This is a genomic window from Pedobacter sp. B4419 (genome assembly GCF_059693725.1).
Genome location: NZ_JCASSL010000001.1, coordinates 384291 through 397459 on the forward strand (window position 1 = coordinate 384291; position 13169 = coordinate 397459).

Consider the following 13169-nt stretch of genomic DNA (forward strand, 5'->3'; position numbering starts at 1 on the left):
TAGTATCAAGATTGAACCTGACACGTTAATAGCTTAATTTTAAAGCATAGCCAACAATTCATCATCGCTGATCAATGGCACATTTAATTTTTTGGCCTTTTCGAGTTTTGACGGTCCCATGTTATCGCCGGCAACCAGGTAATCTAATTTGGCAGAAATGCCACTCAAGATCTTTCCTCCGTTCTCTTCTATGATCGCTTTGAGCTCTTCTCGACTATGTTTTTCAAAAACACCCGAAATTACGAATGTTTTTCCATTTAATTTGTCACTTTGGAGTGTTATTGTAATTTCTTGCACCTCAAACTGTAGTCCAGCGGCTTTTAAAAGCGCTATTTGCTGTAAATGTTCGGCATTGCTGAAGTATTCCTGAATGCTTTCGGCAATACGCTGGCCAATTTCGTCAATTGCAGTTAGTTCTTCTACAGAAGCCTGGGCCAAGGTATCTATATTCTTTACGCCACGTGCCAATTTCCTAGCTACCGTTTCGCCTACATAGCGAATGCCCAAACCAAACAACAGCTTTTCGAAGGGCATCTGTTTAGAAGCTTCAATACCTTTAAGCATGTTGTCTATAGATTTTTCACCAAAGCGTTCAATGGCTTTTAGTTCGGTTGCTTTTTCGTGCAAAGTATACAGATCACTGATGTGGGAAACTAATCCTCTTTGATAAAAGGTTTCGATGGTCTCGTCGCCCAAACCATCAATATTCATCGCCTTGCGGCCAATAAAATGCTGGATCTTGCCTACAATTTGTGGCGGACAGCCCTCATCATTCGGACAGTAGAAAGCCACTTCGCCTTCTTTTCTGATCAATTCGGTTCCGCATTCTGGGCAAGTAGTAGTATATTCGATTGGAACTGCTGAAACTCTTTTTTCTAGGTTAACCTTAATGATTTTCGGAATGATCTCGCCACCTTTTTCAACATATACGGTATCTTGTTCGTGCAGGTCAAGCCTCTTGATTTCATCTGCATTGTGCAGGGTTGCCCTTTTTACCGTAGTGCCCGCCAACACAACCGGCTTAAGGTTGGCTACAGGGGTTACCGCTCCGGTTCGGCCTACCTGATAGGTTACTTTCTCGAGGACGGTTTGTACTTCGGCTGCTTTGTATTTATAAGAAATGGCCCAACGGGGTGATTTAGAAGTGAAACCTAATTCCTGTTGCTGGGCATAGCTGTTTACCTTGATTACAATGCCATCGATATCATAGCTGAGTTTAAAGCGCTCGTTTTCCCAATGGGAGATAAAAGCAAGCACGTCATCAATATTCGATACCAAACGGCTGTGCTCCGAAACATGGAAGCCCCATTTCTTTACGGTTTCCAAACTTTCCCAGTGCGTTTTGAATAATTGTTTATCGCTATAAAAAGCATAAAGGAAACAGTCTAGCGGACGTTTGCGTACTTCTTTCGAATCCTGCATTTTTACGGTGCCGGCTGCAAAGTTCCGCGGATTGGCATAAGTTACTTCGCCCAGTTCTTCACGTTCTCTATTCAAGCGCTCAAAAGCGGCGCGGTGCATAAAAACTTCGCCTCTGATCTCAAAAACCGCAGGAACATCTGCTCCGCTTAAACGGTGTGGAATGGTATGGATGGTTTTGATATTGGTGGTTACATCGTCGCCCTGCGTACCGTCGCCACGGGTAACGGCTCTGGCCAAAACGCCATTTTCATAAGTGAGGCTCATCGAAAGTCCATCAAATTTGAGCTCGCAAACATATTGAAAGTTATCGCCAATGGCTTTTCTTACGCGCTCATCAAAATCGCGCAGGTCTTGCTCATTATAGGTATTGCCCAAAGAGAGCATCGGCCAGCGATGCTGTACGGTAACGAAGTTCTTGGTAATATCGCCACCCACTTTCTGCGTAGGAGAGTTGGGGTCGGCATATTCAGGGTATTCTTTCTCCAGCTTGGCCAATTCTTCTAGTTTCTTGTCAAACTCGTAATCGGCTATGGTAGGCATGGCCAGTACATAATAATTGTAGGTATGCTGGTTCAGCTCTGCTGCCAAGGCATCCATTTGTTCTTTTACCGCAAAAATCGACATGAAACAAATATAATTATTAGTATTGAGATGTAAGAAATGAGATTTGTGGGCATCTTGCAAAACGCTAAGTGCAAGTCGCTTTACACTTTCAGCCTCTTTTCAATATCCTCAAATATAGAAAGGTAGTTTTTTTCGAGCATCACCTTGTAAATTTCCAATTGCTTGGTGAGCAAGGCAACAGTCTCCTCAGTAAATGGATGGGCCCATAAGCGCATGCAGATCCTTTGCAGGGCATAGCTGATGTTTTCCAATTTCTGATAGCTCAACAAATATCTGCTCGATTTAAAGCTGTTGAAAAAGCTAAAAAATCTGTCGGTATCTGTACAGCCACATTGTTGGAGGAAATGGAGCAGTACCTCATCTTTTACCTTTTCCAAATGATCGTAAAACGAGTTGATATCGATGGTTCGATTGTCGACCAGCAGGTGATCGAGCAAAAGTTCCAGGCCGATGTGTGCCAAAAAAGAAGGACGTACTGGGCTGTCATCAAGTATGGGCAGCAGCAGCTGTTTGAGCTTAGCGGTTTCTGTTTGGAAAAACTCGGAAGAATGAAAAATGGCGTCGACGGCCAGGTGTTTTTTCCAGCCTTTCAGTAGTTCGTTCAATTGTTCGTCGCTAATGAATAGCTCTTCTTTTTTCTGGGGATAGAAGTTCCAATCTTTATGCGCATTCTTTACCAAATCGGGCAATACCGTGCCTAGCACCAGGTTTTCGCTGGAGCTGTTTCGGTCGAAATAGTAATGCGAAAGAAAGTTCATCTCGTAAAGATAGTTTTTCTGGGCAGAAAGCGAAATCGCATCTAACTGAACAAATGTCATTTTTTGCCAAAGAAAATTAGGCTTAAAAAATTATCTTTGCAGGCTAAAATAGTAGATGATGACAAATTTTGTTGATGAATTACGCTGGAGAGGAATGTTGCATGATATCATGCCCAATACCGAGGAAAAGTTAAACGAAGGCATGTGTGCCGGATATATTGGCTTTGATCCAACTGCAGATTCATTGCATGTAGGGCACTTGACCCAAATCATGACCCTGATCCACTTTCAGCGCGCAGGCCATAAGCCTTTTGCATTGGTTGGTGGCGCTACAGGCATGGTGGGCGATCCTTCTGGCAAATCGGCAGAGCGAAATTTGTTGACCCCTGAAGTTTTAAACCACAACCTTACCCAACTGAAAATACAATTGGGTCGCTTTTTGGAATTTGGTGAAGGCTCAAATGCTGCCCAAATGGTAAACAACGGAGATTGGTTCCAAAACATCAGCTTCCTCGATTTTATTCGCGATGTAGGCAAGCACATCACCGTCAACTACATGATGGCCAAAGACAGCGTGAAAAAGAGGTTAGAAGGCGATACAGGAATGTCATTCACCGAATTTAGCTACCAGTTGGTGCAAGGCTATGATTTTTACTATTTATGGAAAAACCATAACTGTACGCTACAAATGGGCGGTTCAGACCAATGGGGCAATATTGTTACCGGCACCGAACTGATCAGAAGGAAAGATGGCGGTACAGCTTATGCCATTACTACCCAACTGATCAAAAAAGCAGATGGAACCAAATTTGGCAAGACCGAAAGTGGTGCGGTATGGTTGGATGCAGAGAAAACATCACCTTATAAATTCTACCAATTCTGGTTAAATTCTTCTGATAGCGATGTGAAATCTTGGATCAGGATCTTTACGCTGAAAAATCAAGAAGAAATTGAAAAGCTAGAACAGGAACATGATGCTGCGCCACATTTGCGCATTTTGCAAAAAGCTTTGGCCGAAGATATTACCGTGAGGGCCCATTCTGTTGAAGCCTTAGAAGCAGCTATCAAAACTTCTGAATTCTTGTTTGGCAATGGCGATTTGGCTTTCCTGCAAACCTTGGATGCAAAAAGCGTATTGGAAATGTTCGAAGGTGTTCCCCAATTTAATATTTCGAAAGCCGAACTGGCCGAAGGTATTGACGCCGCAAGTTTATTGGCCGAGAAAACCACTATTTTCCCATCGAAAGGCGAAGTGAAAAAAACGGTTCAGGGTGGCGGATTGAGCATCAACAAGGTTAAAATAGCTGAGCCATCGACACAATATACCACTGCAGATTTAATCAACGATCAATTTATCATTGTTCAAAAAGGCAAAAGAAACTACTTCTTGATTATTGCAGGCTAGTTTTTAAAATATATTGAGCGATCCCGTGTTTGAAAAAACATGGGATTTTTATTGTACCAACAAATTGCATCCTCGGATATCAGCATTGTCAAAACGGCCTAATACCTCAAAGCTTCCATCTGGATAGATCCTGCCTAAATCTTGCGTAGCAATAAAAGAACAGGAATTGATATTGGCCAAATCGATTACATTTATACCACCGCTTTGCTTGTTGACCAACAGGCTTAAGGGATCTAGGGTATCTCTCAGCAAAATCTTCATCCAAGGCGGACAGTTAAAAATACCGTTACCATAAGAGTAGCCTTGAGATAGCAATTCGGTCATGCCATATTCGCTGTGGATATGACTTACTCCAAAGCCTGCAGTTAAAATCTGGTGAAGTTCTTCCCTCACCATCTCTTTTCGCTTGCCCTTCATGCCTCCGGTTTCCATCACGATGAGTTCAGGAAAATCCAATTGAAAACTTTCTACAAAATCGAGTAGGGCATAGGTAACACCAATCAAAATGGTTTTTTGCCTGCTGGCTTTAACTGCTAATAAAGTGTTGTAAAGCGTTTCCAGGTCATGCAAGAAATAGCCACTTTTAGGATGTTGGCTTTGTTGCAACAGGTCATCAACCATGTAGATCAGTGATGAACCTTCCCGCTCTAGGTAGGATGGAAGCAATGCCAAAATACAAATGTCTTTCGGCTTGCCATAAAACTGCTGAAAAGCCAGGTTAAAGCTTTGTTCGTAAATCTTTACATCGCTTACCAAATGCTTGCTTGTAGTTTGTCCAGTGGTGCCAGAGCTGCTAAATACAATTTCAGGCGTAGCGTTTGTGCTCAACACCTCATGGCTCTTAAAAAAGCTGATGGGCAAAAACGGAATTTGCAGGTAACTGTTGATGGCCGTAGGAACAATGTTTAGGTAACGGATATAATCACGATACACGGCACAATGCTCAGCTTGGTGCCTGAAAACGGCCAAAGCATTTTGCTCAAATGCTGTTTCGTTATCAATAGCAAATATTTGCGCAGGATGAGGAGTATTCACTTCGCAAAAGTACAAAGAATTTAAATCTATGCCTTGGTTTTCATGCTGATGAGCGTTTTTCTGAAATGGTGGCCGCAATAGCCACTAATTCCAGCCACTAAACCACCCAACAGAGCCGTTACGGCTAATACAATGGGCCAAAGCTTTACCCCAATCATTTCGGCAACGCGTGTGGCCAATACATGGTGGTTAGGGAAGCTTTTGAGCAAGGCCATGCCTGTCCATAATACTAAAATGGCCAAAAAAGGCTGCCAGAAGGATATTCTTCCTGTTTTGCCGATCAAGCCACAGGTAGCGAACGAAATAACGATAATCACCCACCAAGGCATTACCATTTGCAATAGGAAAGAAACTATAATGATGACGATAAAAACCATGTCTTATTTTTTAGAGATTTTGTAGTGTGAAATTATTTTGCCAGAACGATCATCGGTACTTTGCATAAAGAAAAGATCATAGAGTTTGCCTTGTGCCCAAGTATCGATCATGTTATCGTAGAACGGACTGCCAGGATTGCCCGATTGTCCGCCAGGATAAACACCATGGCCTTTAGGCATTTTGCCCAATTCGATCACCATGCGCCATGACGGGCCATTGGTTTCACTTAAGGCATTCACTGTACTTTTGGCACCACCGATCAATAGTTTTTTAGAACCAAAGCCCGGAATTTTAGCCAAATGAGGCACGTTAGAGCCTTTAACGTTGGCCCAGGCCCAGTTCTTGCCAATCGGACCGTATTTTCTTTCCAAGCTGTCGCAGGCAAATTTGAACGATTCGTTCACTAAATCGGCCAAGGTTTCCTTTTGACTGGTTTTGATATTGTCGAACCATTTAGAATTAGGATCTTTTTGGATCAGTTCAATGGTGCGGTCTCTCGATGGATGGCGCATTGGCATATCGGCAATGGTAAATTCATCATCCCAGATGTCGTAATCCAATCGCTTTAGCCAAAGATCAAACACGCTGGCCGCGACCGATTTGGCTTCGAAAAACTTGTTCCATTTGCCAATGTAGTTGAAAGCTTCTTTTTGTGTAGCATTGAGCTGGCCCACATTGATCAACGGCAGTACCGATGGCAATAGGTTTTGTGCAGTAATGCTGTAGGAATCGCTTTGCAGGTTGCGCATGCTGTCAACCGTAGCTTTGGTCATTACGGTCAGCCTATCGTTGATGCGCTTGCCACGTTCATAGGGCGAAAATTCCCAATTGATGTAATAAGGATAAGACGGATCTGTAGAAGACTGGTTAGCCGAGCTTACAAAATTTCTTGGTGGATTTTTAACTGTAGGGTTTTGATTTGCAGGTATCCAGCCCTGCCAATCGTTTGAGGGATCGGATCCATCTAAGATAAACTTGCCCTGGTCTTTCCATTTCAATGGAAATTTGCCATTTGGCGTAATTGCGATATCGTTGTCTGCACTGGCAAATACAAAATTTTGTGCCGGCGCAGTATAAAAAGTAAGTGCTTTTCTATAATCAGCATAATTTTTGCCTCGGTTGAGGTAATAGAAAGTCATGAGCTCGTTTGATTCTTCATGTGCTATCCAGCGAAGCGCACTTCCTACAGGAACGTTAGCGGCCTTGCTATAGTTAGGTTTGCTGAAATAAACTACAGGACCATGGTGGGTATAGTAAACCGTGTCTATTTCGGTGGGCGAACCTTTGATTTTTATTTGTTCGTATCTTGGCTTGGTTGCTTTCCAGGCATTGTTGTACCAATAGTTTTTGTGGGTGTTGTCTTGAAATTTAACTTGATAGAAATCGAGCACATCTGCCGCCACATTGGTTACTCCCCAAGCAATGTTCTTATTAAAGCCAATGATAATTCCAGGAGCTCCCGGCAAGGAAACACCATAGGCATTTACGCCAGGGGCATGCAATTGAATTTGGTACCAGATAGAAGGCAAAGTAAGGTCTAAGTGTGGATCGTTAGCTAAAATAGGATAGCCCGATGCTGTTTTAGCGCCAGAAACTGCCCAGTTATTGCTGCCAATGCCTTCTTCCTTTTGCTTGGTTTTGATATTGCTGCTCATCATTTCGGTAAAGGCGTTGGGCGTTTTTGGGATTGGCAATGGCGTAAAATCCCATTTGGTGCCTACCGGAATGATAGGGTCTTCTTTGAACGGATAATCTGGAAACAAATCCTTGGTTACTTCGGGACCAAACTTTTTAAGGATATTGGTCATGTAAAATTCGTCTGAGCCCATGGCCAATACGGCCGACATTTGTTTGAGCAACAGGGCGCATTTGATCGGTGTCCAATCTTCGGGCTTAAAATCAAGCAGTTTATATTCGAGTGGCAGGTTTGCTCTAGATAAAGAGTGGATATAGGCATTAATACCTTCGGTATAAGCCAAGATCATTTCTTTGGCTTTCGGATCGGCCATCATTCCTTTTAAAGAGTTTTCGGCGCCATATACCATCCCCATCCGGCGCTGGTAGCGGTCAACCTCTATGGCTTTTTTGCCCACTACTTCAGAGATGCGTCCGGCAGCAAACCTGGTTTGGAAATCCATTTGCCACAGGCGATGCATAGCGGTTACATAGCCTTGTGCATAATATAAGTCATGGTCGTTTTGCGCAAATACGTGGGGGATCATGCGGTCGTCGAAAAGGATGTCTATCTTATCCTTAGCGCCCTTGAGTGCAATTTTTTTATTGGCCGTTACGATATTGCTTTCGGCATTTTGCCAAAAACCTGTAAATGGATTTAAAAATTTAAGAACTGGAGGGGTATCGCCAAATTTGGTATTAAAAACGTAGGCTAATAAAATGGGTATAATGACACAGATAAGGGCTTTTACTTTCTTCATTGCTGTGGGCTAAGGGGTTATTTGGTTTGTTTGTGTTTCATCGGTAGAAACTTAGCCTGCAATTTACATATAAAAATAAATTCGATTGCAATCAAATTAGATTTTGCGAAGTAAATTTTCTACAGAATAGAATTTGTTAGTAAGAAAATTTGTATTAAGTTTATGTGATAAACAAATATAAACTACTTAAGTATGAATAAACTCTCTACAAAAATCATTTTGATGCTTTTCATATTGCTGGCAACTGGAGTTGGAGCATATGCACAAAGCATAGTGGTCAGTGGCACAGTTACAGACAAGGCCACCAAAGAGCCGATCCCTGGTGTTAGTGTTACGATTAAGGGAAAAACAGTTGGTTCTTCTACCGATGCAAAAGGCCAATTTTCTTTTACCACCACTGAAAAGCCTCCTTTTACGCTTTTAGTTTCTTATGTAGGCTTTGCTTCTGTTGAAAGAGAAGTGGCCGGTAATACTGCCAACCTTTCTTTCGAATTGGAAAGTGGCGTAATATTGGGCCAAGAGGTAGTTATTTCTGCATCTAGAACGCCAGAAAGAATTTTAGAATCTCCGGTATCGGTAGAGCGTATCAGTTCGGCTGCTTTAAAAGAGATTCCTGCTCCTTCATTTTATGATGCCATCAATAACCTCAAAGGCGTAGAGATGAGCACACAGAGTTTAACCTTCAAATCGGTTAATACACGTGGTTTCAATGCCAATGGCAACGTGCGTTTCAATCAATATATTGATGGAATGGACAACCAGGCGCCAGGCCTTAACTTCTCGGTAGGTAATATCGTGGGGCTTTCTGAACTGGACGTAGACAATGTAGAACTTTTGCCAGGTGCAGCTTCGGCCTTATATGGTGCCGGTGGTACCAATGGTACTTTGTTAATGACTTCTAAAAATCCTTATCAGTATCAAGGTGCCAGTTTCCAGTATAAAACAGGGATCAACCATGTGAATGATGACCAAACTTCTCAAGGCGTTCAAGAATTTAAACAATTAGATGTACGCATGGCCAAATCATGGAACAATAAATTTGGTTTCAAAACCTCATTCTCGTTCTTGCAGGCTAAAGATTGGGCTGCGACAGATACCAGAAACTTTGATCGCGTTGCTCGCCAGTTAAAAGGTGGCAATAGAAGTACTGATCCTAACTATGACGGCGTAAACGTTTATGGCGATGAGATCAGCCAAAACATGATCAACGTTACACAATCATTAAATGCCGGAATTATTGCCGGAGTGAATGCGGCAAGCGGTGGCGCTATTCCGAATATCCAGACTTCATTGAATGGTGCATTTGGTTTAATGGGCGTTGCGCCAGGTACAGCTCCGTCTGCAGCCCAACAAGCTGCCGTTTTAGGTTTCTTCCCAGCAGCTTTGAGGCCAACCATACAAAGCTATTTGCCATTTTATGTAGGTTTAAGGGTACCAGGCTTATTGCCTAACCAATTTGTGTCGAGAACGGGTTATGCCGAGAGCGATTTGGTGGATTATGATACTAAATCTTTAAAAACATCAACTTCGTTGCATTACAAATTTACCAATACCATCGAAGCCATTGCGCAAGCCAATTGGGGAACAGGTACTTCGGTTTATACCGGTACAGACCGTTATTCTTTAAGGAATTTCAAAATTGGTCAGTATAAATTAGAATTGAAAGGCCAAGATTTCTTTGTGAGAGCTTATACTACACAAGAGCGCTCTGGAGATGCCTACAATGCTACTATTCTAGGTACTTTCATCAACGAAGCTTGGAAGCCTTCTGGAGGCCTTTCTGGCTGGTACGCACAATACATTGGCAATTATTCTGCAGCTCGCCAAGCTGGCCAGCCTGATGCTGCAGCTCAAGCTTTTGCTAGATCGCAGGCAGATATTGGCCGTTTGGTGCCAGGTACCCCAGGTTACGAAACTGCTAAAGCAGCCATCACCTCTAAAACCATTGGCCCAGCTAACGGCGCCAAGTTTAACGATAAAACCAATTTGTATCACTATGAAGGTATGTACAACTTCTCTAGCTTGTTCAACAACGTGGTAGAATTGCAGGTTGGCGCTTCTTACCGTGATTACTTCTTGCATTCTGACGGTACCATTTTCGATGATGCTACCCGCGATATTACCATCGATGAGTATGGTGCATTTGCTCAGTTAGGCAAGAAATTCGGCGAAAAATTTAAAGTAACCGTTGCCGGTCGTTATGACAAGAGCAAAAACTTTGAAGGCAGGTTAACCCCTCGTGTAACTGGAGTGTGGACTGTAGCGCCTAACAATAACATCAGGGCTTCGTTCCAAACTGGTTACCGTAATCCAACTACTCAAGATCAATACATTGACTTGGCAGTAGGTGGTGGCTCAACCCGTTTAATCGGTGGTTTGCCAGAGTCAATCAACAAATACGGTTTGAATACCAATAAAGGAGTAACCGAAGCCAGCTATAGAGCTTTCTTGGCCTCAGTAGCCGGTGGTACACCAAATCCTGCATTGCTGCAAGCTTATACTTTCGATGCCGAAGGCTTACGCCCAGAGAGTGTTAAATCTTTCGAGATAGGTTATAAAGGATTGGCTACCAAGAGCTTGTTGATTGATACTTACGTTTACTATAACATCTATAAAGATTTTATCAGTGGTGTTAACCTTTATCAAAACCCAACTACAACCGCTGTGAAATTCAGTGTTCCTGTAAACGTAGCTGAAGAAGTGAAAGCTTGGGGCGCTGCTATTGGTTTAGATTACCAAGTAGGTAAATTCAATTTCAACGGTAATACTTCGTATAACAAACTGAGCGATTTGCCAGCTAATTTTGATAACAACTTCAATACGCCAGAGTGGAGATTTAACTTGGGCTTAGGCAGCAGGGAAATCGTTAAAAACTTTGGTTTCAACGTACAATATCGTTGGCAAGATAAGTTCTTGTGGAATTCTACTTTTGCCACAGGAGAAGTGCCAGCCTATTCTACTTTCGATGCACAGGTTAACCTGAAAATACCTTCGGTAAAATCTATGGTTAAACTAGGCGGTTCAAACATCTTGAATAAATATTACACCACTTCTTTTGGTAATCCAGAAGTTGGAGCTTTGTACTATTTATCATTTACGTTTAATCCATAGTAGATTATATTTGATTAGAAAAGCCTTCCGATTTTCGGGAGGCTTTTTTGTTTGCCATATATTATTTTGTAAAATACTTTGGTTTTAATATAAAAATTAACACTTTAGTTGCGTTAACCATAGCTTGTACTAATGATTAAAAAGTCTGTCTTCTTTTTGCTTTTGTTGCTCGTACCGGCTGTATCGGTATTCGCACAGCTTCCGGCCCTGGAGCGCATAGAACCTGCCAACTGGTGGGTAGGATTTAAAAATCCGTCCTTGCAATTACTGGTAAGAGGAGAGCAAATTGGCAAAAAGACGGTTAGCCTGAGTGCTTATGCTGGCGTTAAACTGGTTGGGATACAAAAGGTAGACAACCCAAACTATCTCTTTGTTAACCTGTCTATTGCCCCCAATACAAAACCTGGAAAATTCGAAATCAGCTTTAACGAAAAAGGAAAAACTGCGCTGAAATATAGCTATGAACTGCAAGCAAGGACTAATCAGACTTCAGGCGTTAGCAGCAAGGATTTCATCTACCTCATTATGCCAGATCGCTTTGCCAATGGCGATGCCAACAACGATGAGATCAAGGGGATGAAAGATCAACGCTTTAGTCGCGATTCGATATATTACAGGCATGGTGGCGATTTACAGGGTATTATAAATCGCTTGCCTTACCTGCAGGATTTAGGTGTAACTGCGCTTTGGCTTAATCCCGTATTGGAAAACGATGAATACAGAACCTCGTATCATGGTTATGCCGCTACCGAAAACTATAGGGTAGACCGCAGGTTCGGTACCAATCAGCTTTATAAAAAACTGGCAGATGAGTGCCACCAAAGGGGAATGAAAATGATCAAAGATTTGGTGCACAACCATATTGGCGACCAGCATTTCCTATTTTTAGATCCACCGGCCAAAAACTGGTTTCACCAATGGCCAAAATATACCGGAACGACCTACAAAGACCAAACCTTGTTCGATCCCTATGCCTCAAAGGCCGATCGCAAATTAATGACCGATGGCTGGTTTGATCGCCATATGCCTGACGTAGATCAGCAAAACCCCTTGGTTAAGACCTACATTACCCAAAGCCATATCTGGTGGATCGAATATGCAGGGCTTGATGGTTTTAGGCTCGATACTTATGCCTATAACGATAAGGTTTTTATGGCCGAATGGGCAAAAGCCATTACCAGAGAATTTCCAAAATTTACTTTCTTCGGGGAGACTTGGGTAAACGGAATCCCTAATCAGGTGTTTTTTACCGAAGGCAGTACGGTTAATCAGCATTTTGATACGGGCTTGCAGGGCGTAACCGATTTTCAGGTGTATTTCGCCATCAATGAAGCTTTAAACGGTAAATTTGGGTGGACTGACGGCGTGAATAGGCTATACACAGCATTGGCGAGTGATTATCAGTACAAGGACCCTACGCGAAATGTTTTGTTTTTAGACAACCATGACATCAGCAGGTTTTATTCTGTAATAGGTGAAGATTTTGACAAGTTTAAATCGGGTATTATTTTGTTGCTGTCACTCCGCGGAATCCCCCAAATGTATTATGGAACAGAAATTCTGATGAAGAATTTTTCAAATCCCGATGGCTTGGTACGCGAAGATTTCCCGGGAGGCTGGCCAACAGATAAAGTGAATAAGTTTGTGGCTTCGGGCAGGAACGAAAAAGAAAACGAAGCTTTTGATTTTGTAAAGAAACTGGCCAATTACCGGAAGAACAATTCGGTGTTGCAAACAGGTAAATTGATGCAATTTGTGCCTGAAAAAGGCATTTATGTTTATTTCAGGTATGATAGCCAAAAAACGGTAATGGTGGTCATGAATAGCAACGAACAGGCAGAAACCCTAGCGACTGCACGTTTCGCCGAACGCATAGGCACGCATCAAAATTTGTTGAACATTATTACCGGACAAAAAAATCCGATTGATAAAATACAGCTACCTGCCAAAACAACTTATATATTTGAACTCCAATAAAACCATCGCTTTATAACCGCTAAA

Annotated in this window: 8 protein-coding genes; 3 read left to right on the plus strand and 5 right to left on the minus strand. The window is 42.4% G+C overall.

Going from position 1 to position 13169, the window contains the following annotated elements:
• Positions 1 to 39: 39 nt before the first annotated feature.
• Positions 40 to 2046, minus strand: a complete 2007-nt coding sequence (ligA, locus tag AC570H_RS01515; protein ID WP_497350987.1) for an NAD-dependent DNA ligase LigA — start codon at positions 2044 to 2046, stop codon at positions 40 to 42.
• 80 nt (positions 2047 to 2126) lie between these two features.
• Positions 2127 to 2864, minus strand: a complete 738-nt coding sequence (locus tag AC570H_RS01520) for an ACP phosphodiesterase (RefSeq protein ID WP_497350989.1) — start codon at positions 2862 to 2864, stop codon at positions 2127 to 2129.
• Between the two features lie 58 nt (positions 2865 to 2922).
• Between AC570H_RS01520 and tyrS the strand changes: the two genes are divergently transcribed.
• Entirely contained in the window at positions 2923 to 4209 is a 1287-nt protein-coding gene (gene tyrS / locus AC570H_RS01525; RefSeq protein WP_497354889.1) for a tyrosine--tRNA ligase, read from the plus strand.
• A gap of 48 nt (positions 4210 to 4257) precedes the next feature.
• On the opposite strand, the gene AC570H_RS01530 is transcribed toward tyrS, so the two are convergent.
• From AC570H_RS01530 to AC570H_RS01540, 3 genes are read right to left on the minus strand one after another with little or no spacing between them, the layout of a single operon-like run.
• Positions 4258 to 5259 carry a LuxE/PaaK family acyltransferase gene (locus AC570H_RS01530; protein WP_497350991.1) on the minus strand — a complete coding sequence of 334 codons (1002 nt, stop codon included), beginning with the start codon at positions 5257 to 5259 and terminating at the stop codon, positions 4258 to 4260.
• Between the two features lie 11 nt (positions 5260 to 5270).
• Entirely contained in the window at positions 5271 to 5621 is a 351-nt protein-coding gene (locus tag AC570H_RS01535) for a hypothetical protein (RefSeq protein WP_497350993.1), read from the minus strand.
• Between the two features lie 3 nt (positions 5622 to 5624).
• Positions 5625 to 8057 carry a penicillin acylase family protein gene (locus tag AC570H_RS01540; RefSeq protein ID WP_497350995.1) on the minus strand — a complete coding sequence of 811 codons (2433 nt, stop codon included), beginning with the start codon at positions 8055 to 8057 and terminating at the stop codon, positions 5625 to 5627.
• 192 nt (positions 8058 to 8249) lie between these two features.
• Here AC570H_RS01540 and AC570H_RS01545 point away from each other — a divergent pair, with 192 nt between their 5' ends.
• Complete coding sequence (locus AC570H_RS01545; RefSeq protein WP_497350997.1) at positions 8250 to 11168, plus strand: TonB-dependent receptor; 2919 nt, start codon at positions 8250 to 8252, stop codon at positions 11166 to 11168.
• A gap of 132 nt (positions 11169 to 11300) precedes the next feature.
• Positions 11301 to 13145 (plus strand): glycoside hydrolase family 13 protein, encoded by a 1845-nt coding sequence (locus AC570H_RS01550; protein ID WP_497350999.1) that lies wholly within the window; start codon positions 11301 to 11303, stop codon positions 13143 to 13145.
• Positions 13146 to 13169 lie beyond the last annotated feature (24 nt).